This window comes from Paenibacillus sp. sgz302114, assembly GCF_056120345.1.
The window spans coordinates 171,720-193,285 of sequence record NZ_JBVYOI010000005.1; the positions used below are offsets into that span (position 1 = coordinate 171,720).

19 protein-coding genes are annotated in these 21,566 nt (G+C 49.0%); 16 read left to right on the forward strand and 3 right to left on the reverse strand.

Going from position 1 to position 21,566, the window contains the following annotated elements; all coding sequences use genetic code 11:
* Positions 1-21: 21 nt before the first annotated feature.
* The 6 genes from AC0LWF_RS15255 (at position 22) to AC0LWF_RS15280 (ending at position 6,064) form a co-directional block, all read left to right on the forward strand.
* Positions 22-1,323, forward strand: coding sequence for an MFS transporter (locus AC0LWF_RS15255; protein WP_474652387.1), 1,302 nt, complete (start codon positions 22-24; stop codon positions 1,321-1,323).
* Between the two features lie 26 nt (positions 1,324-1,349).
* Entirely contained in the window at positions 1,350-1,838 is a 489-nt protein-coding gene (locus tag AC0LWF_RS15260; RefSeq protein WP_474652388.1) for a cysteine hydrolase family protein, read from the forward strand.
* A 57-nt stretch (positions 1,839-1,895) separates the two neighbouring features.
* Complete coding sequence (locus AC0LWF_RS15265; RefSeq protein ID WP_474652389.1) at positions 1,896-2,507, forward strand: sulfite oxidase-like oxidoreductase; 612 nt, start codon at positions 1,896-1,898, stop codon at positions 2,505-2,507.
* A 445-nt stretch (positions 2,508-2,952) separates the two neighbouring features.
* On the forward strand, positions 2,953-4,317 hold the full coding sequence (locus tag AC0LWF_RS15270; protein ID WP_474652390.1) for an ABC transporter substrate-binding protein: 1,365 nt from the start codon (positions 2,953-2,955) through the stop codon (positions 4,315-4,317).
* 143 nt (positions 4,318-4,460) lie between these two features.
* Positions 4,461-5,219 (forward strand): carbohydrate ABC transporter permease, encoded by a 759-nt coding sequence (locus AC0LWF_RS15275; RefSeq protein ID WP_474652391.1) that lies wholly within the window; start codon positions 4,461-4,463, stop codon positions 5,217-5,219.
* Between the two features lie 17 nt (positions 5,220-5,236).
* Complete coding sequence (locus tag AC0LWF_RS15280; RefSeq protein ID WP_474652392.1) at positions 5,237-6,064, forward strand: carbohydrate ABC transporter permease; 828 nt, start codon at positions 5,237-5,239, stop codon at positions 6,062-6,064.
* 3 nt (positions 6,065-6,067) lie between these two features.
* Here AC0LWF_RS15280 and AC0LWF_RS15285 read toward each other — a convergent pair whose 3' ends face one another.
* Complete coding sequence (locus AC0LWF_RS15285) at positions 6,068-6,943, reverse strand: helix-turn-helix domain-containing protein (RefSeq protein WP_474652393.1); 876 nt, start codon at positions 6,941-6,943, stop codon at positions 6,068-6,070.
* A 197-nt stretch (positions 6,944-7,140) separates the two neighbouring features.
* On the opposite strand from AC0LWF_RS15285, the gene AC0LWF_RS15290 reads away from it, so the two are divergent.
* Together AC0LWF_RS15290 and AC0LWF_RS15295 are read left to right on the forward strand one after the other, a co-directional pair.
* A complete protein-coding gene (locus AC0LWF_RS15290; protein ID WP_474652394.1) occupies positions 7,141-7,641 on the forward strand; it encodes a hypothetical protein in 501 nt (166 codons plus the stop codon).
* Positions 7,541-8,164 (forward strand): hypothetical protein, encoded by a 624-nt coding sequence (locus AC0LWF_RS15295; RefSeq protein ID WP_474652395.1) that lies wholly within the window; start codon positions 7,541-7,543, stop codon positions 8,162-8,164. The genes AC0LWF_RS15290 and AC0LWF_RS15295 overlap by 101 nt, the downstream gene beginning before the upstream one ends.
* A gap of 300 nt (positions 8,165-8,464) precedes the next feature.
* Here the strand turns inward: AC0LWF_RS15295 and AC0LWF_RS15300 are convergent, their stop codons facing one another.
* The gene (locus tag AC0LWF_RS15300; protein WP_474652396.1) at positions 8,465-9,451 is read right to left on the reverse strand and encodes a LacI family DNA-binding transcriptional regulator; all 987 of its coding nucleotides are present in this window, start codon (positions 9,449-9,451) and stop codon (positions 8,465-8,467) included.
* 391 nt (positions 9,452-9,842) lie between these two features.
* Here AC0LWF_RS15300 and AC0LWF_RS15305 point away from each other — a divergent pair, with 391 nt between their 5' ends.
* The 7 genes from AC0LWF_RS15305 to AC0LWF_RS15335 all read left to right on the forward strand — a co-directional run bounded on the left by AC0LWF_RS15305 (position 9,843) and on the right by AC0LWF_RS15335 (position 19,743).
* Complete coding sequence (locus AC0LWF_RS15305) at positions 9,843-11,147, forward strand: ABC transporter substrate-binding protein (RefSeq protein ID WP_474652397.1); 1,305 nt, start codon at positions 9,843-9,845, stop codon at positions 11,145-11,147.
* Between the two features lie 112 nt (positions 11,148-11,259).
* Positions 11,260-12,150 carry a carbohydrate ABC transporter permease gene (locus tag AC0LWF_RS15310; protein ID WP_474652398.1) on the forward strand — a complete coding sequence of 297 codons (891 nt, stop codon included), beginning with the start codon at positions 11,260-11,262 and terminating at the stop codon, positions 12,148-12,150.
* A gap of 39 nt (positions 12,151-12,189) precedes the next feature.
* Positions 12,190-13,080: a carbohydrate ABC transporter permease gene (locus AC0LWF_RS15315; protein ID WP_474652399.1), complete on the forward strand. Its 891-nt coding sequence runs from the start codon at positions 12,190-12,192 to the stop codon at positions 13,078-13,080.
* A gap of 37 nt (positions 13,081-13,117) precedes the next feature.
* Entirely contained in the window at positions 13,118-15,730 is a 2,613-nt protein-coding gene (locus tag AC0LWF_RS15320) for a GH116 family glycosyl-hydrolase (protein WP_474652632.1), read from the forward strand.
* 50 nt (positions 15,731-15,780) lie between these two features.
* Positions 15,781-18,246: a GH116 family glycosyl-hydrolase gene (locus AC0LWF_RS15325; protein ID WP_474652400.1), complete on the forward strand. Its 2,466-nt coding sequence runs from the start codon at positions 15,781-15,783 to the stop codon at positions 18,244-18,246.
* A gap of 19 nt (positions 18,247-18,265) precedes the next feature.
* Positions 18,266-19,093, forward strand: a complete 828-nt coding sequence (locus AC0LWF_RS15330) for a nucleotidyltransferase domain-containing protein (RefSeq protein WP_474652401.1) — start codon at positions 18,266-18,268, stop codon at positions 19,091-19,093.
* A gap of 98 nt (positions 19,094-19,191) precedes the next feature.
* The gene (locus AC0LWF_RS15335) at positions 19,192-19,743 is read left to right on the forward strand and encodes a GrpB family protein (RefSeq protein ID WP_474652402.1); all 552 of its coding nucleotides are present in this window, start codon (positions 19,192-19,194) and stop codon (positions 19,741-19,743) included.
* Between the two features lie 23 nt (positions 19,744-19,766).
* On the opposite strand, the gene AC0LWF_RS15340 is transcribed toward AC0LWF_RS15335, so the two are convergent.
* Positions 19,767-20,585, reverse strand: a complete 819-nt coding sequence (locus AC0LWF_RS15340; RefSeq protein WP_474652403.1) for an AraC family transcriptional regulator — start codon at positions 20,583-20,585, stop codon at positions 19,767-19,769.
* A 184-nt stretch (positions 20,586-20,769) separates the two neighbouring features.
* On the opposite strand from AC0LWF_RS15340, the gene AC0LWF_RS15345 reads away from it, so the two are divergent.
* Positions 20,770-21,546: a phytanoyl-CoA dioxygenase family protein gene (locus AC0LWF_RS15345; protein WP_474652404.1), complete on the forward strand. Its 777-nt coding sequence runs from the start codon at positions 20,770-20,772 to the stop codon at positions 21,544-21,546.
* Positions 21,547-21,566 lie beyond the last annotated feature (20 nt).

Sequence of the window (21,566 nt, forward strand, 5' to 3'; positions counted from 1 at the left end):
GGGGCGGAGGAGTTTACGTTCATGTCATTTTGGAATCATATCATCTCGGTGTTTAAGCGCAAAGAGCTGTCCGAGCAGCGCCGTGGGCTGCTTACTTCCATTAGGGAAGGGATCCCGGCGGTCATTGTCGCCAATTTGCTTGGCGGTCCGATTCTGACCATCTATATTGTCTATCTAGGCGGGACGGCTTCGGATGTCGGGCTCGTTATGGCTATTCCTGCACTGGCGAATCTGGTGCAGCTCGTTGCTGCTTTCTACATGCAGAGGTTTACAAACCGACGGCTGCTGCTCACGATCTTCGGTTCTCTTCACCGGATATTGTGGGTGGCAACCGGATTGATTCCATTTCTCGTGCCCGAAGAGCTGCGCGTGGGCGTCTTTATCGCCTTGTTCTTCATGTCGTTCATCTCGGCTTCGGCCAGCAGCGTCTTCTGGACGTCGCTTGTCGCTGACATGGTGCCGCCGCAAGTACGGGGCAGATATTTCGGCATTCGCAACACGATTCACTGGGCGGTAGGCAGCATCGTGCTGCTCGTTGGCGGTCAAATTCTGGAGCGTCTAAACGATCAGACAGGCTTCATTCTTCTGTATGCGATTAGTGCAATCTGTGCGATATGGAACGGGATGGAGCTGTGGCGCTACCCGAATCCGCCGTTTCAGAAGTCGGAGGCATCAAGCTCTGCCGCGCTTTTCCTGAAGCCGCTCAAGGATCGGGGATTCATGAAAGCGACGGTATTCATAGCCATTTACATTTTGCTGCAAAATATGGCGATTCCGTTATTTTCCTACGTCATGCTGGAAACACTGCACATTAGCAAATGGATGATCACGGTCATTACCACCGTGCAGATGGTTGTGACGATGTTCAGCTACTATTTTTGGGGGAACCTCAACACGAAATATGATGCGCGGACGCTGCTGCTCTGGGCACTCCCGATTATTGCTGCCTCCTGCGTACTGTGGGCGGGTATCGAGATTATTCCGGTTATTATCGTGCTGCTGCTCGTGAATATTGTACTCGGCTTCGGACTTGGCGGTTATAATTTGCTCGTGTTCAACTTTATTATTGGAGATACACCGAAATCAGATCGGCCGATGTATGTGGCGCTATTCGCAGCTCTGACCGGTGTTACCGGATTTATTGGACCGCTTGTCGGCGGTTGGATTTACAAACAGATTGAAGATAGTCCATACTGGCTGCAGAGCTACGGTATATCCCTATTCGTCGGCGTGGCGCTGCTCGCGCTGGCGCTTGCAATTGGACCGCTCGTACTGCGTGTGGAGCATAATGGATATGTAGAAGAAGAGCAGCTGGAAGGATGACCATTTTGAGGGGAGCGTTCTAAGTTATGAAGATCGGTTTTCTTATTATTGACATGCAGCCCGTCCATTTACAGGAAGCAGACAAGAAGGTCATTGACAGAGCCTGCGAATATAGTAATTATGTTGCGGGGATGCTTCGCTCGAAGGATCATGTCATCATTCATATTCAAGATATTGAAGGGATGGACGAGTCGAATCAGGATGCATTCCAGACGATTCCGGAAATTCCGATTCAGGAGAAAGACCTTGTTGTGACCAAAACGTATTCTAATTCGTTCTGGAACACCGAGCTTGAGGGGATTTTGCGCGAGAGGAACGTTGAGCTGTTGATTATTGCCGGCAACGCTGCGGAGCACTGCGTGCTGTTCACCTATAACGGAGCGAGCGAACGCGGGTTCAAGCCAGTCATTCTGCAGAACGGTATCGTCAGCTCGCATAGCGAGGCTATCACGGCAACGTATCGGGACCGCAATGTAATCTCTCATCCGGTTATTTCGTATTTAGTGAAACAATAAGCGAGGCAGTCGTATACTTGCGCGGCGCAGCTCACAGCGCTGGAAGGAGAAACGAAGATGTTGTTTGGGCCAGATGCACGCAATGACGGTGGAAATACTGGTGACGGAGTCCGTGTTCCGCCGGGGCAGCGGGTGACGGCAGGATTCCCTGTTCTGCATCATGGGGAGGTGCCGTATTACCGAAATATGGGGCTATGGCATTTGCGCTTGTTCGGTCTTGTTGAGGAGGAAGCTGAAATCTCCTACAAGGAGTTCATGCAGCTGCCGCGCCAGCAATTCGGCAACGATATTCACTGCGTCACGACGTGGTCGAAGCTCGATAACGTCTGGGAAGGCGTAGCGGTGGCGACCATTATGGAGCGGGTGAAGCTAAAGCCGGAGGCGAAGTTCGTCATGCTGCACGCCGAGCACGGCTGGTCGACGAACCTGCCGCTCGAAGACTTCTTGCGTGACACGTCGTTCCTCGCGATCAAGCATAATGGGGAGATCCTATCGCCGGAGCACGGCTATCCGGTTCGTATGGTCGTGCCGCATCTCTACTTCTGGAAGAGCGCCAAGTGGCTGCGCGGCATCGAGTTTATGGAGAAGGATAAGGCAGGGTTCTGGGAGCGGAATGGGTACCATATGTACGGGGATCCGTGGGCGGAAGAGCGCTACGATTTTGATTGAAAAAAGACCAATAAGAGTTGAACTTCCAGTCGTCACGTAACAGTGTACTCGTTTGCCAGGTCAACAAATACCTTAATTACATTAGCATTGATGGTCATATGCTTAAAGACTTCAGTAATGAAGTTCTTCTTGGCTGCTTCATCATCAAACTGAAACTATAAGGCATGAATTTGCTTAAGTTGCTGTATGACTTCAATTGGAGTCATGCGGCTTTTTTATTTTCACCCATTTTTTCCAGTTCCAACTTAATAAAAGCTACACGTTGGTCATCGGCTTCAGTGATGCCACTGTCCGCGAAGAATACTGCAAACGCAAGCGCAAGTGATCAAATGGTCAGAATGTACAACTTCTTAAGCATCTATGACATGGCAGCTCTTCTGTTGTTTATTTACAATTTAAGTTGCAAGTATTTTGAATTTAGTAATTTATGGGGGGTCAAGGATCAGTGAAAAAGGCAAGTATGTTGGTATTGTCAGCAGCACTCGTCTTGTTGCCAGCCTGTACATCGACCGAAGGGAATAATTCATCCAAGAATAACAGCGGTCAGCAAGCCAATGAGAATAATAAGGAAGCGGGTACAGCGGGGAATGAAGCCTCTGCAAGCAAGGTAAAGGAACTAACTCTTTTTACTGCCGACACCAACGAGGCGCTCCAGCATGAACTGTACAAACCATTCGAAGAGAAGCATGGGGTCAAAATTAAAATCATTGCGGTTGATAGTAAAAAATATGTCGAAAACTTCATGGCTGCCCACAATGCGAAGCAACCGATCGATGTTGTTGGATTAAACGGCCAGGATGTACGCTTTTTTGCATCAACCGGCATTATTAAAGATGTGACGGACCAAGTCTCGTATGCAGATCGATTCTATCAGTCGGCATTGGCTCCATATCAGTTAAATGGAAAGACCTATGCCATTCCTACCGGTTCCATGGGTACAAGCGGGCTTTACTATAACAAGAAAATATTTGAACAAAACGGGTTGGAACCTCCTAAGACATACGATGATTTGCTCAAAATTTCTGAAAAACTGAAATCGAAGGGAATCAGTGCAATCGGTTTTGGTGGGGCAACAACATATATGTGGCCAATGTGGTTCTTCCAGACGTTCGCCCAAACCAGCGGCAACCAATCGGTCGAACGGACGATAGCGACACTTCGCGGCGAAGCTAAATTTACCGATTCAGACTACGTCGCTGCTATGGAGACGCTGCAAAAATTCGGAAAAGACGGATTGTTCCAGCCAGGCGTAAACGGTGTAGACAGCGCCGGAGGAGTCGCCGTATTCAGCACCGGGAAGTCGGCTATGTTCTATGGCGGCTCTTGGGAATACGGTAACTTTCTGAAGACGGAGAAAGAAAATTCGGATTCGTTCCAAATGGGAATCGTTCCATTCCCTTTGTTCAGCTCAAATGCCGATAAGCCGCAGCAAACAGGTGGCAGCGGACTCGCTCTGGGCATCTATTCGGGGATTGCACCGGAGAAGGAAGAGTTGGCGCTCGAACTGATCGATTATATTTCATCGGATGAAGTTAATAAGCAAGAGTTAGAGAAGACTAACGGTTTGTTCTCTGTCAACAAAAATGTGACGAGCGAGGATACACATCCAGTCGTGAAGGCTTTAACCGAGACCCATCTGCCGCAAACGGTAACCTTCCTGGATTGGTACTGGCCGCCAGAAGTAACGAAGGGATTCCAGGACAATATCCAGGCTGTAGTCGGCGGGCAGAAGGAACCGACCCAAGCACTTAAAGAAATTCAGGGAATATATGACAAGCTTGTCGCAGGCGGATACAAGTTCGATAAATAGGTTGTAAAGGGTGTTGTTATATGCCAACAAAGCTGCGTGGGTTCAGGAGTGGGATCTTTCCGATCCTTCTCCTGCTCCCTGCACTCTTGCTATTCAGCATTTTCACTTTATATCCGGTGATAAACGGGTTCTTTTTTAGTTTCATGAAATGGGACGGTTTCACAACCGGAACGTGGATCGGGTTTAATAATTATGAACAGGCTGTCAAGGATCCAATGTTTTGGCAAGCGTTATCCCATAATGTGATCTACGCTATAACAACCGTCGCAGGAAAAACGGTTATTGGACTACTTTTAGCGATTCTGGTCAACCAGAAATTAAAAGGGTTAACTTTTTACAGAACGGTTATCTTCATTCCAGTTGTCCTTTCGTTTGTAGCCGTTGGACTGCTCTGGTCCTGGATATACAACCCCATATTCGGCTTGTTAAACAATTTCTTAAGCTTGTTTGGTTCCAAACAAATGGTGGCATGGCTTGGCGAAGCTCATCTTGCACTGGGATCCTTGATTACGGTCGATATATGGAAGTGGTCCGGTTACCATATGATCTTGTTCCTAGCGGGTTTGCAGGGCATCTCTAGGGATATGTACGAAGCGGCTGAAGTGGATGGGGCGTCCAAGCTTCAAGTGTTTCTGCGTATTACGATTCCGTTGCTCATTCCTGTAATTATCATCAATACGACGATTGCCTTTATGGGAGGCTTTAACGTGTTCGACCTGGTGTACGCGATGACGGTCGGAGGACCATATCATGCCACTGAAGTCGTTATGACGTATGCCTATGGCATGGCGTTTCAATTCCACCAACTGGGGTACGGAGCAGCCATATCCTACTTGCTGTTTGCGGTCATCATGCTCTTCACACTGCTGCAATTTTATCTGATGAAGAAAGGAACTCATTAACCAGGAGGTGAATCGAATTGAGACGTATCACGCCGTCGCTGGCATCCCACGGAATACTGATCGCATTTACGCTTCTTTCCGGGTATCCGCTTCTATGGATGTTGTTCGGTTCACTGAAAAGTCAGGGCGAGTTTTACACGAACCTATGGTTTTTTCCTAAAAAGTGGGAGTGGAATAATTATTCCGGTGCCTGGAGAACTGCCAAGCTCGGCATAACTTATTCCAATAGCATCATCGTGACCGGAGTCACGCTGCTGCTTATCTTGCTGATCGCCTACTTGTCTGCATACGCGCTTGCACGCTTTGAATTTATTGGAAGCCGTTTCATTATGGTGTTATTTTTGTCTACGCTCATGATTCCTAGCCAGGTGACAATTATACCGCTCTATCAGGTAGAACTGACGCTTGGGATTTACAATACGTATTGGGGATTGATTCTTCCCTATGTAACCGGCGGGTTGCCGTTTGCCATCTTCTTAATGTCGTCCTTTATTCGGGCAATCCCCCGCGAGCTTGACGAATCGGCTGGAATGGATGGCTGTAGTCGACTAGGGATATTGTGGAAAATTATTTTTCCGTTGACGAGACCTGCCATGGCAACGCTAATCATTCTTACGTTCATTGGGGTTTGGAATGAATTCTTCCTTGCGCTGGTTATGATTCAAGACCCGCTGAAGCGCACCTTGCCGGTTGGGATGATGTACTTTAATCAAATATTCGGTATGGCCGATTTTACGCAAATTTTCGCGGCCATGGCTATCGTTATGATCCCCATCATCGTTGTGTATGTAGTGTTCCAAAAGTATTTCGTTTCAGGTCTAACCCAAGGCGCGTTAAAAATGTAGCGGTTACGTTTCCCGTAACTGCTGTCGATAAAGACTCGGACATATGCCGATGCACTTTTTGAATGTTTTGCTGAAATGCTCGACAGAGTCGAAGCCGATTTGTTCGGAAATGTCGGAGATGGTGCTGTAGCCGAATAATAGGAACTTGGCGTGCTCGATCTTGAGCTGGAGGAAGTATTTTGCGGGAGAGACACCATTAATATGCCGAAAGGTCCGTCGGAAATGACTAGGGCTCATGCATGCCCTCTTCGCAAAGACTTCAGTCCTGTACGTTTCCGATATATGGCGCTTCATAAATTCCAGGGTGTCCTGAATCATCTCATAATTGTTGGTGGTTCCGGGTTTCGATTCGTTTCCGCCTGAGAAACGATCTTTCAGTGTGCGAAACATTTCGATAAATAGCTGCGAAAATAAATGCTCGATCATCATTGTGCTATGCTCCCGGCAATCATTCATCTCCTTGACGATGCGGGATACGATCGGCTCTATAGGATAGAAGTGACTCAGTACGATCCGTCTCTGGAGGGAAAGAAAGGCGTTGGCGTATTCTAGCTCCCACGGCCCATGTGACTGCAAACTATCGATGTTAAACCGGGCATAGAATAGCTTCATCGGGTCGTTCGGGTTTGAAAACTGGGCGTGCGGTTCGCCCGGTTTGGCGATGTAGAGAGTACCGGGCTCCAAGTGGATATTGTCGCCGGACGAGAATATATTGACGCCAGAGCCATGTACGACATAATGCAGCTCGAAGAGATCATGATGTCTGTGCGAGTCGATTTTCCATGTAGGATTTTCGGCAACGAAACCGAAGTTGGTTAATCTTACATGACGGTTGTTAAGCGAAACAAGCCGATTAAATACGAATTCAGTTACAGACATGTTTGATTTCCCCTTTCATGTTCATGATCACCGCGAAACGAAAGCTTTTGCGGCTAGAGGGTGATATCAGTCGTATAAGCTTGACAAATTATATTTTAAGGTGTTTCGGAGCGGAAACAATGTTCGTTCTTGGGGGATAAGCTATTAATTCTTGCGGCGAGGCAAGCTCTACCTGATGGATGAAGGGGGTCTTCCAAGTGGCTAATACAGCCAGCATTTGTGAGACGTTTCATAGGGGTGAAGGCATATTCCGCTTAACACCGGTGTTCGTTCCGCGTCGATTCGCACAAGCAGGCAAGCGGCTTAGGCTGCATCCGGACGATTATTACGCACTTGGTGCCAGAAGAGGCTCAATCAAAGAGCGATGGTTTTCCTCGGTCATCCCGGCTATGAACGGACCGCTCGCTCCTGTGGACGAAGGAATGAGCTACGTTGCAGTCAATGACGATGCGAGTAATCGATTCTTGCTTCGCGATGCGGTGCAGGAGCTTGGCGCCGCACTTATCGGCCAGGAGCTGATGGAGCGGTTCGGAACGTGGCCGATGTACTCGAAATTTTTCGATTACGAAACACCGCTGTTTCATCACCTGCACTTAAATGATGCGACTGCTATCGAGAGCATATCGGATCGAGCTTGGAACCGGCTGGTATACACCGCCGGGCGTTGTTCATGCGCCGGGATCGTACTTGACCTATGAGCCGCAATGGAACAGCGATGTGAACTCGGTTCACGAGAATGTCGTGCGGGGCGAAGTATATCCGTATGAGTTCCTCGTTGAGAACTGCCCGGAAGATCGACAGCACGACATTGACTATATCATGAGCTTGATGGATTGGGAGAAGAACATCGATCCGCATTATAAGAAGAATTATTACCGTCCGCCAATCGTGTGCAGCGGCTCCGATGAGAGGCATACGGAAAAATGGATTACTTACGGCAACGAGTATTTCGGAGCGAAGGAACTCACGGTTATGCCAGGGCAAACCGTCGTGATCCAGGATCCTGTTGCCTACGGAACGATCCTGATCCAAGGGCATGGCACGTTTGGTGTCCATGATACAGAAGCCGCTGTCATGCTGCGGTTCGGACAGATGAGCGGTGACGAGTTCTTTGTGAGTGAACAAGCGGCATCACAAGGCGTGACGATTACGAATCGAAGCAAGTGGGAGCCAATGGTGTTTCTGAAGCACTTTGGGCCGAACCATCCTGATATGCCATAGCGTCATGGAGCAACTGGGGTTTGGTATGGGGACGTAAGTTGTATAGTAATCCCAACAATCGTTGCTTTGTATCCACCACGGGGATCCGTGGAATGAAGAGAGATATGATTTTGACTAAAAAAGACCGACTTGGAGTTGAACTCCCAGTCGGCTGCTTTAAGTCGATCTGAAACCCTATATCGTGAATCTATTAAGATGCTGTATGACTTCGACTGGAGTCATGCAGCTCTTTTATTTTCACCCAAAGGTTGTCCAGTTCCGACTTAACATGTTAGCACTCGAACTTTCTCTCTGAAGTGTTTAAAGCGAATCTCCTTCTACGATGGAGTAAGTAACGTTCGTGCGAAGCGGGATGTCGTCTCCCTTGATGTTTACAATTAATAGCTCAGCTGCTTTTCTGCCGATTTCCTCCACTTGAAAATCAATAGTTGTCAGAGCGGGGTCGACGAATCGGAGAACGTCGATATTGTCAAAGCCCATAATGCCGGCCTGATCGGGCACCTTAACCTGATGAGCCTTGAGATGCCGGGAAACTTCAAGGGCATAAATATCGCTGCTGCACAGGATTGCGGTTTTTTCCGATGATCGGGTCACTAGCTGAAGGACGTTGGAGAGGTAGGAACGATCTGAGACGATATCATATTGAAGCTCAGGCATCATGCTGCACATTTCGAGAAATCCTTTGTAGCGCTGCTCCGGGACATAGATATTACTGGTTCCTTTAAACCGCAGCGGGGGAATGACATAAATAATGCGACGGTAGCCTTTATCGGCGATATGTCTGACGGCGGCTTTCGTTGCCTGCTTATCATCGATCCAGACATAAGGAAGTTTGGCGGAGATCCGGTTGCCGATCGAAACAATAGGAATGCCTGCTTTTAACAGAAGGGCTTCGAATTTCGAGCCCATATTGACGGCAGATATGGCAATACCATCAACCTTGCGATTAAGAAGATTGTGAATATACTCGATTTCCAGCTCCTGATCCTTGTTCGTAAGCACAAGATAGGTCAGATAGCCGTGTTTCCTCGCTTCCGCTTCAAAAGAATGGAACAGCTGAGAGAAGATTTGATTGTGAATATCGAATAAGACGATTCCAAGTGTTTTCGTCTCGCCCTTAACAAGGCTCTGAGCCAAAAAATGCGGCCGATAGCCCAAATCATCGGCGACTTTCAAGATTTTGTCTCGTGTTGCAGCACTAATTCCTGGTCGGTTGTTAAGCGCGCGATCAACCGTACCTCGGGTGACTCCACATATTTCTGCGATCTGTTTGCTAGTTACTTGCATGCAAAAGCGACCCCCGGTATGGATCTAATAGACTGCTAAGATGATCGTATTATAAATCGGATAAATGGTCAACGTGCATGTGAACGATATATGAAAATGGAAGATATTACGAGATGTTGAGAGAGAAACTGTCGAAAAGCGCCGTCGAAAAGAAAACGTTTACAATGAAGTGCACGGTTGTTACAATAAAATCGTTCACGTGCACGGTGAAGCGCTGCTGATATCAGCAAAGCAAATGAGACAAGGGTCATTTTTTTTTTGAAGTTTTCCGTTCACGTGAACGGAAAAAGCCATCAAGACGAAGCATGCATAAGGTGGGTCTTACTCGTGTATCAACTGGAATGTTGAAGAGGGATCGCAATCATTATGAATTCGAGGATGGTGTTTGATCGTGAAAAAGACTTTAATGCTTGTCTTTACTCTGATTTTATGCTTTTCATTAGCTGCATGCGGCTCCAACTCCTCTAACTCCTCTAACAGCAGCAGCGGCTCCAAGACAGTCACCAAAGGCTCTAACGACGAAAAGGCGGAATTAACGCTCGTTTGGGGGAAAGGCGACGCTTCCGATGAGCAGCTGAAAACCATTTTGACCGAGTTTAATAAACTATACCCGAACATAAAAGTAAAACGAATTGAAATCCCAAGCAATTCCTGGGGTGACTACTTCAACAAAATCCAAACGATGATTGCCGCAGGCAACCCGCCGGATGTCATCCGTATTGCGATCGAGGGCGTTCAAATGTTCGCCAAGCAGGATTTGCTGCTCCCGTTCGACGATTACATGAATGTTGAGCCTGATGCGATGGACAACTATAACGATCTGCATCCGAAGCTGCAAGCTCCATTTGTTGTGGATGGTAAAACATACGGCTTCACTTGGGACTGGAACAACGTTGTCATGCACTTTAATACCAAAATGCTGAAGGATGCAGGGCTGTCGCTTCCGGACAAAAATTGGACGAAGGACGACTTCCTGTCTTATGCGCAGAAGCTGACAACGGATAAGGATGGCAAGAAAACGTATGGCTTTGCCATTCCGAACTATTACTTCGGCGCATCGGCTTGGTTGTTCAATAACGAAGCGAGCGTGCTTGATGACAAGATGACGACAAGCAAGCTCGACGATCCGAATGCGATTGAAATGATGCAATTCTTCCAGGATCTTATCTACAAGTATAAGGTAGCTCCAGCACCTAATCCGAAGGATGACGCGACCCAAATGCTGATGAACGGCCAAGTCGCTATGATGTCCGCAGGTAAATGGCCATTCTCTACCTATGCGAAGAACAATTTCAAGGACATCGACGTTCAATATTTGCCGACCTTCAAAACGAACAAAGTTATATTCGGCGTAGGCGCATTCCCGGCTCTGAAGACGACGAAGTATCCAGATGCTGCTTACAAGCTGTCTGCATTCCTCGGAGGCACTTTCTCTCAAAAAACAACATTGTCGGATGCTTCGATTCCGACCCGTATATCGGTGATGTCGGAAGTGCTTCCTAAGACGCCAGCGACGAACTGGAAGATCTATGCCGACAGCGCAGATATCTCCAAAGCGGTGGAAGCGCCAATGCAGTATGCCGACATCGAGTCCATCTTCAGCCGTTACATGGGTCTCATTCTTGCGAATCAGATGGATGCCGCTTCGGCGATGAAGAAAGCCAAGGAAGAGATCGATAAAGCACTCAAGAAATAGCTTGCGAAATGTGCAACATGCTGCAGCGAGCCCTCGTGCCCGCTGCAGCTTGCATTCTCATACGGCAAGGACGGCATAGTCGTTACTGCCTGTCTGGAGGAGGTATCCTATAGTGATATCGAAGAAATGGAAAGATACGATCACCGGCTATCTGTTCCTGGCGCCGGCCCTAGCGCTCTTCCTCTTGTTTATAGCCGAGCCTGTGGTTGCATCAATCATCCTCAGCTTTACCAAATACAACGTCATTACGCCCTCCAAGTTCATCGGGCTCGACAATTTCAGGGACTTCTTTGACGATGACAGGCTTGGCACGGTGTACTGGAATACGCTCAAGTTCGTGCTTATTCTTACACCGCTTCATGTCATATTGGGCTTGCTGCTTGCGCTCGCCGTGCAGCGAAAGATCGCTACGGGGTTGAAGTACTTCTACCGAACGGTCTTTTACTTCCCGGTGCTAGCAACTTCCGCTGCTGTTGCGGTGGCATGGTCCTTTATGTTCAACAAGGAGTTTGGGGTGCTCAATTACTTTCTAAGCTTATTCCATATCGAAGGGATCCCGTGGATGCAATCGCCAAGCTGGGTGTTTCTGGCCGTTGCGATTTATAGCTTCTGGAAGTTTATCGGCAATGCGTTTCTATACTACTTTATCGGACTTCAGAACATACCGGAGACGCTTTATGAAGCCGCCGAAATCGATGGGGCGAACAAGGTTCAGCGTTTTTTTGCCATTACGCTTCCCATGCTCTCTCCGATGCTGTTCTTTATTCTTGTCACCACGTTAATCGGAACGACGCAAATTTTCGACGAGCCGTACCTGATTACAGGAGGCGGACCAGGCGACGCTTCTCGTTCGGTCAACATGTATATTTACGAAGTCGCTTTTCAGCGACACGAGATGGGCTATGCTTCTACGGTATCCATTAGTCTGTTCCTGGCGATCCTATCGATCACCGTTCTTCAATTTGCACTCGGCAAAAAGTGGGTATCGTATGATCAAGAATAGTGACGTATTAGGCGTTGCTCCTATGGAGGTGTCGCGATCATGAGCAGTGATGTTCAACTTGCCAGCGTTTACAAGGAGGAGAAGAAGGAAATCCGCATCGGCGTACGGCGCAGAAGCGCTGGAAGCTACATTCTGGATACCTCTCTTCTATTGCTTTCCTTTCTGATGCTCTCGCCGTTTCTATGGATTATTTCCACCTCGCTTAGACTGCCGAAGGATTCGTTCTCATTGCCGCCTGCGATTTTTCCTACTGACTTTAATTTCAATAACTATGCGGAAGTGTTCAACCGTGTTCCGTTTGCGGATTTCATAGGCAATAGTCTCAAAATCTCGCTGCTCATCGTCATCGGTCATATCTTTATATCGAGCATGGCCGCTTTTGCCTTCTCTCGCATCTCGTTTCCGGGCAGAAATCTCATCTTCATTATTTTCCTAGCCGGCCTCATGATTCCCGGTCAGGTGACCATTATCCCGCAGTTCATCCTAATCTCCAGGCTCGGGCTCATCGATACGCACTGGGCGCTTATATTGCCGGCATTAATTAATCCGCTTGGCATCTTCATGATTCGTCAGATGATGATGACGGTATCCAAGGCTTATGACGAAGCTGCTTATATGGACGGGGCAAGCCGAATGTGGGTGTTTCTGAAGGTCATTCTTCCCATGGTTTTCCCGGCGATCGCCGTTACGTCGGTCATGACGTTTATCGCGAACTGGAATGACTTCTTTAGACCGCTTATTTTCTTGAATACGTTTGAGAAAATGACGCTTCCGCTCGGGATGACCGTGCTAACCGGTACATTCGGTTCAGGCAATTTATCGGCGATTCTTGCGGGTGTAACGCTGTCGCTTGTCGTTCCGCTGCTCTTTTATATTTTCGGTCAGAAATATCTTGTCGAAGGCATTACTGCCGGCGGGCTGAAACTGTAGGCTAATCGATCGATTACAGGGAGGAATTCGTTTGAACGTGCAGCTGCTTAATGAACTATACAAAATGGATAAAGACTTTACGTATAAAGGAAGCAAGACGAACCAAATCTCATTCCCGCTTGGCGGGATCGGCTCCGGAAGCATCGGACTTGCTGGCAATGGCCGGCTTATCGATTGGGAAATCTTCAATCGTCCGAACAAGAACAGCTATAACGGCTTCAGTTTCTTTGCCATAAAAGCCGAGCATAACGGTGAAGTGAGAGTCGCGAAGGTGCTTAACGGGGACCTGCACCCGCAATATTCGGGTACGGGGAAGGGGCGTTTTACGGGCTTTGGCTTCGGCGTCGAACGGGAAAGCCTTGCTGGATTCCCCCATTTCAAAGGAACAGAGTTTAAAGGAGAGTACCCATTCGGCGAAATCACCTTTATCGATGATTCAGTGCCGCTCGATGTGAAGCTTACAGCTTTCAATCCGCTCATTCCGCTCAATGATAAGGACTCCTCCATTCCTGCCGCTATATTTACATACAAAGTAACGAATACATCGAATGAACAGCTTGATATTAGTCTTGTTGGCAATCTATCGAACCCGTTTACGAAGAAGCCCCGCAATGAGTTCAGCGATTACGGCGCTTATAAAGGCATTAAGCTGCACTCCACCCATTACAAGCCGGAGGACCGGGAGTTCGGCGATTTGACGCTAAGTACAGATGCCGAGGATGTCAGCTATCAGACCTACTGGTACCGCGGAGATTGGTTCGATAATCTGACGGTATTCTGGAAGGAGTTCGCCGCACCTGGCAAATTTAAAGAGCGCAACTACAATCAACTCGGCGACCAGGCGAAGGTCTCTGCCCATAACGTGAAGGATGTCTGTTTGCTTAGCGCGCACCAATCGCTCGCGCCAGGCGAGAGCGGCGAGTTTCGTTTCATTATTTCGTGGAGCTTCCCGAATTACGTGAATTTCTGGAATCCCGGCACCCATGCAGACGGTACGCCGTGCGATCCGCCAAGCTGGAAGAACTATTACGCTACGTTATTCGAAGACTCGGTACAGTCTGCCGCTTATGTGTGGCAGGAGTTTGATAGACTCTACCGTGAATCGCTGTTGTTCAAGGAGACGCTATTTTCTTCGACGCTCCCGGATTATGTCGTAGATGCGGTAGCCAGCAATATTTCGATTCTGAAATCGCCAACCTGCTTAAGACTGACCGACGGCACTCTATATGGATTTGAAGGCGTGCACGCGGAAGAAGGAAGCTGCGAAGGCACTTGCACGCATGTATGGAACTATGAGCAGGTTACGCCGTTCCTCTTCCCATCGCTGGCCCGTTCGATGATTGACGTGAGATATAAAGCGGCGATGTATGAGAATGGGAAGGTTGCTTTTCGTCTGATGCTTCCGGTCGAGCGCACGATTAAGGATGTATCCGATTGCGCCGGGTCGCATCGCGCGGCAGCCGACGGGCAGATGGGCACGATCATGAGGGTTTACCGCGAGTGGAAAATCTCAGGCGATAGCGAGTGGCTGAAGTCGATTTGGCCTAAAGTGAAAACCTCGCTTGAATACGCCTGGAATCCATCCAATACGGACTGGTGGGACCAAGACTGCGATGGCGTGATGGAGGGCGTGCAGCATCACACGCTTGACGTCGAAATTTATGGGCCGAATTCATATGTGAGCGGACTCTATCAAGGCGCTCTGCGCTGTGCTTCCGAAATGGCCGAAGCGCTGGGCGATGATGCGGGCCAGAAATATATGGCGCTCTACGAGAATGGACGAAAGTGGGTAGATGAGCATCTGTTTAATGGCGAGTTCTATCATCAGCTCGTCAATCTGCAGGATCAGCGTTTCCCGATCGATGAGGAGCTCGGAGAAATCAAATACCAAATCGGCGAAGGCTGTCATATCGACCAAGTGCTCGGACAATGGCATGCGCATATCGTGGGACTTGGCTATATGTATGATCAAGCTAAGGTGAAGAAGGCGTTGGAATCCATTTATCAATATAACTTTATCGAGACGATTCGCGATTATCCAAACGCCTGCAGAATCTATTCGCTTAATGACGAGCAGGGTATCCTGATCTCTTCTTGGCCGAAGGGCAATAGCCCGAAGGTGCCGGTTCCTTATGCGGATGAGATGATGCATGGCTTCGAATATCAAGCGGCATGCCATATGATCTATGAAGGCATGCTGGACGAGGGGCTGCGAGCGGTCAAAGCGATCCGCGACCGTTATGACGGAGAGCGGAGAAACCCGTGGAACGAGCTGGAATGCGGCAGCAATTACGTCAGATCGATGGCTTCCTATTCGTTACTGCTTGCGCTATGCGGCTTTGAATACGACTCGCTGCAAGGGCATATCGGCTTCAGTCCGAAGTTAAACGCCGAGAAGTTCAGCAGCTTCTGGTCGCTAAATCAGGGCTGGGGCAATTTCGAGCATGCGAACGGGTCGATCCGATTGGAAGTGAACTATGGACAGCTGCAGCTGAACAGCTTCAGCAGCGATCTTCTCCAAGGCAAGAAATCGTACGAAGTGTTCGTCAATGGCGATCCGATCCCGGCATCGCGCAGCGGCAATGTGATCCGCTTCAATGAAGGGCAGTCGCTAGCATCCGGCAGCGTGCTCGCCATCGTGCTGCATTAATAGAAGGATAAGCTTAGGCTTGCGACAAATCCATGAAGGAGTGAAGTGTGATGGTTAATGCTTCTCAAACGCTCGCATCGCAATCCTCTCGAACAACCGTTTACCCGGCGGAGGCGACAGAGGCCGCTTTCCTGCTAGGCGGGATCGGTACCGGCAATATCTCCATTGGGAGCAGAGGAGAGTTTAGAGATTGGGAGATTTTTAACAGGCCAGGCAAAGGCGTGCATATGCCGAATACGTACTTCGCGATTTGGGCGAAGACGGAGAGCGGCAGCCCGGTTGCGAAGGTGCTTGAAGCACGCTTGCCGCAGCCGCATAGTCTCTCGCACGGCTATCATCCGATAACAGGAGCCGGTCTTCCACGGATGAAGGGGTCCTCCCTTCGCGGCGAATATCCGATCATGCAGGTCGATTTCGAAGATGACGCTTTGCCGGTACAGGTGTCCTTGGAGGCCTTCACGCCGTTCATTCCGCTGCAAGTGGATGATTCAAGCATTCCAGGCGCTTATTTAACATACCGGGTAACGAATACATCCGATGAACCGGTAGACGTTACGATTGCCGGATCCATTCTCAATCCGATTGGCGGGCTGGAGTACGACAAGTTCGGCAATTTGAACATGAAGAACGCCGGGGACAATTTCAACGAGTTCCGCCAGGAGGGAGATTGCTCGGGTCTTGTTCTCGGGACGAACAAGTTCGCTGCGGATGACCTCCAGTACGGTACGCTTGCCCTCATGACGACGAATCCGCATGTTACCTGCAAGCGAACTTGGCTCCGCGGCGCATGGTATGATTTCTTGCAGGAATTTTGGGACGATTTCGCGGAGGACGGCAGGCTGAATGATCTCGGATACGATACGCCTTCGGAGAGCGGGCGTACGGTTACCGGCTCGATCGGCGCTTACGAGACGCTGGCCCCCGGAGAGACCAAAGCGTTCGCGTTTGTACTCGCATGGCATTTCCCTAACCGGATCAACGGCTGGAATGCGCATATTTGCGTAAAGGAAGAGGGCAGACAGACGACGCAGAATTATTATGCGGGTCAGTTTGACAGCGCATGGGCCGCCGCATCCCATCTTGTAGCGGAGCGAGCGCGGCTTGAGAGTGGTACCAAAGCGTTCCATCAAGCGCTGTTCGGAAGCACGCTCCCCGTTCCGGTGCTTGAAGCCCTGTCGGGCAATATGACGGTGCTGAGAAGCACGACTTGCTTCCGGCTAATCGATGGACGGTTCTATGGCTATGAGGGCTGCTTTGACGACGCCGGCAGCTGTGACGGAACATGCACGCATGTGTGGAACTATGCGCAGACGGTTGCTTTCCTCTTCCCGGAGCTCGAGCGGAATATGAGGCGGACGGAGTTTCTGACTGAAGTGAACGAGAACGGGAAAATGAATTTCCGTGCGTTCCAAATGTTCGATGCGCAGTGGAGCTGGAACGGACAGCCGGCGCCTGCTGCGGCCGACGGTCAGATGGGAACGATCATGCGTGCGTATAGGGAATGGAAGCTAAGCGGCGATGACGATTTTCTTCGGGAGCTGTGGCCTTCCATCAAGAAGACGCTGGACTATGGGCCGGAGCATTGGGATACGGACGGAGACCTTGTATTCGACGGCATCCAGCATAACACCTATGACATCGAGTTCTATGGACCGAATCCGCTGACAGGCATCTTCTTCCTTGGCGCGCTTCGCGCGGCTTCCGAAATGGCGGCTTATTTGGGCGAGGACGAGACGGCAGCTCAATATTCGGACGCATTCGAGAAGAGCTCGAAACGGCTGGATGAGCTGACGTGGGACGGCGAGTACTACGTGCAGCGATTGGATGACGTGAATGCGCATAAGTATCAGCATGGCATTGGTTGTCTGTCCGATCAGCTGCTCGGGCAGCAGCTGGCTCATCTGTACGGACTTGGCTACTTGCTGCCTAAGGAGCGGGTACAAAGCGCGATTCACGCGGTTTTCAAGTATAACTTTAAAACGGATTTCAACGATCACGTCAACTGCCAACGAACCTATACCCTGAACGATGAACAGGGCTTGGTGCTGTGTTCTTGGCCGAATGGCGGCCGTCCGAAGCTTCCTTTCGTCTACTCGGACGAGGTTTGGACAGGAATCGAATACCATGTAGCCACTCATCTCATTTATGAAGGCTTTATTGAAGAGGGGCTTCAGCTTGTAAAGGCGGTGCGGGACCGTCATGACGGCTACCGCCGCAGCCCTTGGAACGAAGTGGAGTGCGGTCATCATTATGCAAGATCGATGTCGAGCTGGGGATTGCTGATTGCGCTGAGCGGCTTTGAATTTGATATGAGCTATGGCGTCATTAAGTTTGCTCCTGTCGTCAATCAAGCCGAATATACCAGCTTCTGGAGCACGGGGCGTGCTTGGGGAACCTATAGCCAGAAGCTGAATGAGCTTACAGGCGAATATGATATCAACGTCGACGTGCTTGCTGGCGATGCCTCGAATATTAGAGTATTGGCTTGCGGCAAGGAATTAATTATTAACGGTTAGAGGTGAGCTTCTGGACACCATGCAGCTTCTTGAAGAAATCGTAAGCCGGCTTCGCTCCGTTCCAGGCATCGAGGGCATCGTCTTAGGCGGTTCGCGCGCTCGGGGAACGCATACCGAGAGCTCGGATATCGATATCGGGATCTATTACGCCCCTGATCATCCAGTGGACACGAATGCATTGGCTGCGGTCGCGGCCGAGCTTGATGATCTCGGTAGAAGCGACATCATCACGCCGATTGGCGAGTGGGGGCCGTGGATTAACGGCGGAGGGTGGCTGAAGATCCGGTCACTGCCTGTTGATTTGCTATATCGGGATTTGGAGCAGGTCAAGACAGTTGTGGAGGACTGCCTGCAAGGGCGCCTGTCCGTTCATTATCAGCCAGGCCATCCGCATGCCTTCTGCAGCGCGATCTATATGGGGGAGGCGGCGATATGCAAGCCGTTATGGGATCCGAATGGACGTGTTCAAGCGTTGAAGGCATTATGCGCGACATACCCTGATGCACTGCGTGATGCGTTCATTGCCAAGTTCATGTGGGAAGCGGATTTCTCGGCCGGTAACGCATGTAAAGGGATTAGCCGAAGCGATGTCTCCTATGTGGCCGGTCATGTGTTTCGCGCCGTGAGCTGCTTAACCCAAGTGTTGTTTGCGATAAACCGGACGTACCTTCTGAATGAGAAAGGAGCGGTGGCTGCATGCGCCGCTTTCCTTTCTACGCCTGAGGGCTTCGAGGAAAGAGTTCGCCGCTGCTATGCGCTGCTATCGCAAGTAAGCAGCCTGGAAGCGGCAGTCGATGAGCTTCAAGCCTTGATCAGCGATACGGAGAGCTTGATCAGCCGCCGCTGATGTTATAAATACGAAGAAAGCCGCTGTTTACACTGTGCCACTAGGCTTGGTGGGAACGGCGGCTTTTTGAATACTTGGTTGGAAGGGGCTGATGCGGGGTGACTAAAGAACAGAACAAGGCCGAAGAAACCGAAGTTAGAGTAGTGCCGTTTGACCCCAATTGGTTCGTTTTATTTACTGAAGAAGCACACAAATTAAGAAGTGCAATTTCTGATATCGTTATTTCTATTGAACACTTCGGCAGCACTTCCGTACATGGGCTGGATGCTAAGCCTATTGTCGATATCCTGGTAGGGACACAATCTGCTGTTAGTCTGAAGGACGTTCATATTGAAGCTCTTGCGCTGTTAAACTATGAATTTTTAGGAGAAGACGGACGAAGGCCTGGTCGATTTTTCTTCCGAAAAAGAGGGGGAAATAACTTTAATGCAAGCTTTGTACCATTTGATGGCGACTTGTGGAGAGATAATTTAGTATTGCGTGATTATTTGCGTACACATCCCGAAGAAGTTTGTCGCTATGCTGCAACTAAGAAAGCTGCGGCACAAGCATCACCCAATAGCTTATTGGGATATCAGAACCATAAGCGCACTTTTGTCGAGGGAATGAAAGAACGCGCGCGAGTGTGGCACAATAATTCTGGTCAATAGATGCCAGCTATTATATGAAGATACTAATTCAACCGTGAATATGTTTGACGATAGGATCGAGGTGAAACGCCGTAATGCTTCTTAAACGTTTTTGAAAAATGGAATTCATCGTAAAAATGAAGCGTAGCTGCAATTTCTTTTACAGATAAATTAGTCGATTCCAATGAAGCTTTGGCAGATGCAAGCTTGAGTTCCAGCATGTATTGGGCAGGGGACTTTCCGGTCATCTCACGAAACTGCGAGAAGAATGCGGTACGAGATAAGCCGCTGTTGTTCGTAATGTAATCTTCACTCCGGAACGGCCCGCCAATGTTGCGATGCATTTGAAACAGGACTCTTCTCATTTCGGGATTGCTAGTCATTATTGTTGTCTGTTCTCCGGCAAATATAAGCAACAGCTCTTGAAGAGCAAGATTGGCAGCGTAATCGTAACCAATAGATTGAATAATGAGGGTATCAATGAGGCGTTCGCATAATCGAATGGCCTCATTTATTTTGGTGGTTGCAATTCGTTGTAGGGTGGGAAGGCCTAAGTGATGGATCATATCAAGCTGGTCAAAATGAAGAAAATAAAACTTCCAGTCATCTTCCGCACATTCATACGAGCAGGGAGTAGCCGCTTTTACAAATAGTAGTGTTCCAGCTGTAAGCTCAATTGTTCCATCCCCTTGTACGAATTTACCTTTTCCTTCTAAGGTAATGAATAACCCAGGTGTGGATAGTCCTTGAGATTGAACGACTTGATAAGCGTTATTCGCCTGTACCTTCCAGATTGACTTGAATTGACATGGTGGCGGGGACGATAACACCGTTAACTGATAAGGGATATTCATATATGTCATCCTATTTTCAAACCCCTTTAATAGATTTGTCTCATGTTTTTGTACGATTATACATGTATTATTTACAGATTTCCATGGTGCTGGAGGTCGGATGATCTTAAAATGAGGCTAATCGGTTTGGAAAGGGGCAAGGAGAATGCAAGTTAAGGTGGGCAGTAGAGAGTTAGAGCTCGGAGGGCCTCATTTGACGGAGTTAAGGAGCTCCAATGATCTTCTTCATGATGTAGAAGCGCTTCGTAAGCGGTTGCAAGAAGACGGGTATTTGTTGTTGCGCGACTTTCATAACCGGGAAGATGTCATGCGTGCTCGCACGAGCATTTTGGAAAAAATGAACCGGATGGGAAAGCTGGAGCGAGACACGCTTCTTGAAGAAGGCATCATGGCCGATGGAAGCAAATCGATATTCATGGGTGGTACGAATGAAGACTTGCCTGAATTGCTCCATGTGCTGAACGGTGAACATGTGATGCGCTTTTTTGACAGACTGCTCGGCGAACAATCGATGACCTACCACTACAAGTGGCTGCGGGCCGTTGGCAAAGGCGATTTCACGGGCGCGCACTACGATATCATCTACATGGGCAGAGGAACTCATAATCTCTATACCGTCTGGTCCCCAATTGGAGATATTAATTATGCGATGGGAGGGCTTGCGATTTGCCTGAACTCTCATAACTTTGAAGATTTGAAGAGCACCTATGGAAAGAAAGACTCTGATCGCGATGGTGTCGGCCATTATACGGACGATCCTCTCGTCATTACGGAGAAATTCGGTGGGAAATGGGCGACGACCGAGTTCCGCGCCGGTGATGTACTTATATTCGGCATGTATCTGATGCACTGTTCGCTCGAGAATACGACTAACCATTATCGGTTGAGCGTTGACACTAGATATCAATCTGCTAGTGATAAAGTAGATGAGCGATGGATAGGCAAGAAGCCAAAGGGTCATTTTGCATAAATAAATACATTGGAGGAGAA

Excerpts from the sequence above, each read along its gene's own strand:
- AC0LWF_RS15255 (WP_474652387.1), top strand. The coding sequence starts at position 22 with ATGTCATTTTGGAATCATATCATCTCGGTGTTTAAGCGCAAAGAGCTG.
- AC0LWF_RS15260 (WP_474652388.1), top strand. The coding sequence starts at position 1,350 with ATGAAGATCGGTTTTCTTATTATTGACATGCAGCCCGTCCATTTACAG.
- AC0LWF_RS15265 (WP_474652389.1), top strand. The coding sequence starts at position 1,896 with ATGTTGTTTGGGCCAGATGCACGCAATGACGGTGGAAATACTGGTGAC.
- AC0LWF_RS15275 (WP_474652391.1), top strand. The coding sequence starts at position 4,461 with ATGAAATGGGACGGTTTCACAACCGGAACGTGGATCGGGTTTAATAAT.
- AC0LWF_RS15285 (WP_474652393.1), bottom strand. The coding sequence starts at position 6,943 with ATGTCTGTAACTGAATTCGTATTTAATCGGCTTGTTTCGCTTAACAAC.
- AC0LWF_RS15295 (WP_474652395.1), top strand. The coding sequence starts at position 7,541 with ATGATGCGACTGCTATCGAGAGCATATCGGATCGAGCTTGGAACCGGC.
- AC0LWF_RS15300 (WP_474652396.1), bottom strand. The coding sequence starts at position 9,451 with ATGCAAGTAACTAGCAAACAGATCGCAGAAATATGTGGAGTCACCCGA.
- AC0LWF_RS15315 (WP_474652399.1), top strand. The coding sequence starts at position 12,190 with ATGAGCAGTGATGTTCAACTTGCCAGCGTTTACAAGGAGGAGAAGAAG.
- AC0LWF_RS15325 (WP_474652400.1), top strand. The coding sequence starts at position 15,781 with ATGGTTAATGCTTCTCAAACGCTCGCATCGCAATCCTCTCGAACAACC.
- AC0LWF_RS15330 (WP_474652401.1), top strand. The coding sequence starts at position 18,266 with ATGCAGCTTCTTGAAGAAATCGTAAGCCGGCTTCGCTCCGTTCCAGGC.
- AC0LWF_RS15340 (WP_474652403.1), bottom strand. The coding sequence starts at position 20,585 with ATGACATATATGAATATCCCTTATCAGTTAACGGTGTTATCGTCCCCG.